Genomic DNA, 1243 nt, shown 5'->3' on the forward strand with positions numbered 1-1243 from the left:
CGCCGCCGGGCACCGGCTGTGCGACCACACGGTGTCGCACGACACGGCGATGGACAAGAAGCCCGTGGCCTACCAGTCGCAGCAGATCCTCGACGCCGAGCGCATGATCACCGAGGCGTCCGGGGGCGTACGGCCGATGTACTACCGCGCTCCCGGCGGCGCCTTCACCCCCGCCAGCCGCAAGCTCGCCGCCTCGCGGGGGATGCGCCCCCTGGGCTGGAACGTCGACACCAAGGACTTCGAACATCCCGGCGCCGCCACCATGGTCGCCACCGTCAAGCGCGAGATCGCCAACGGGCCGACCGTCCTCTTCCACGACGCGGGAGGAGAGCGCTCCGAGACCGTGGCCGCTCTGCGCGAAGTCCTGCCCTGGCTGAAGGAGCAGGGGTACGCGTTCGGCTTCCCGGTGCGCTGAGCGAGGCCGGCCCGTACCGGACGACGTGACCGTCAGTTGGTCCAGACGACCGGGCTGTCGCTGTAGGTGTCGCCCTCGTCGAATTCGGCGCCGGTGACGGGTGCGGTCTTTGTTGCGGCGAGGGAGCAGGTTTCGTAGGTGGTGAAGTCGCGGGGTGCGGTTTCGCGGTCGCACTTGCCGGGGATGTCGCCCATCAGGATGACGCCGGTGCCCGCGCCGCCGTCCAGTACTCCGTCGAGCTTGAGTGAGGCGTACGAGAGGTCGGTGCCGCCGACGTTCTCCACCTTCATTTTGATGAAGTAGGGCGTCATGCCTTTCGCCTTGTCGCCGAAGGCGGCCATGTCGGATTCGGCGCCCTTCTCGATGGCGGTGACGGTGACGGCGATGGTGCCCTGTTTGTCGCTCGTGTACCGGAACGGCAGGACGGCCCGGTCGCCGGTCTTGAGCTTGGTGCCCGGGGCGGTGACGTCGCCCGCGGGGGCCTCGCCGCCGTTGCCGCCGTCGCCGCTGTCGTCGGTCGGGCTTTCGCTGCTGGGTTCGGACGAGGCCGGGGCCGAAGCGGACGCCGACGCGGCCGGAGACTCCTTCGCGGCCGACTCGCCGTCGTCACCGTTGCAGGCCGAGAGACCGAGCCCCAGGGCGACCGCAGAAGCCGCGAAAACGATGCGTCGCTTGTGCACTGTTACTACCTCACTACCGATGTACGAGAGTTTCGAGAAGGGTTCCGCTGTGACACGCATGCTGTCACCTCGCGGAATACGTCGGGTACACGCCAGGAGCGTCGCCTGGTACCCCGCCGCCCGGGAACGGCTCAGTGGATCGTGTCAC

2 protein-coding genes are annotated in these 1243 nt (G+C 68.7%); one reads left to right on the forward strand and one right to left on the reverse strand.

Features of this window, described 5'->3' with window-relative positions; translation table 11 throughout:
- The coding region (locus tag AB0I11_RS34405) for a polysaccharide deacetylase family protein (RefSeq protein WP_357330121.1) at positions 1-415 on the forward strand (415 nt) is incomplete at its 5' end.
- Positions 416-447: 32 nt separating this feature from the next.
- On the opposite strand, the gene AB0I11_RS34410 is transcribed toward AB0I11_RS34405, so the two are convergent.
- Positions 448-1095 (reverse strand): hypothetical protein, encoded by a 648-nt coding sequence (locus AB0I11_RS34410; RefSeq protein ID WP_357330123.1) that lies wholly within the window; start codon positions 1093-1095, stop codon positions 448-450.
- Positions 1096-1243 lie beyond the last annotated feature (148 nt).

It is taken from the genome of Micromonospora sp. NPDC050495, assembly GCF_040655175.1.
Lineage (GTDB): Bacteria > Actinomycetota > Actinomycetes > Mycobacteriales > Micromonosporaceae > Micromonospora.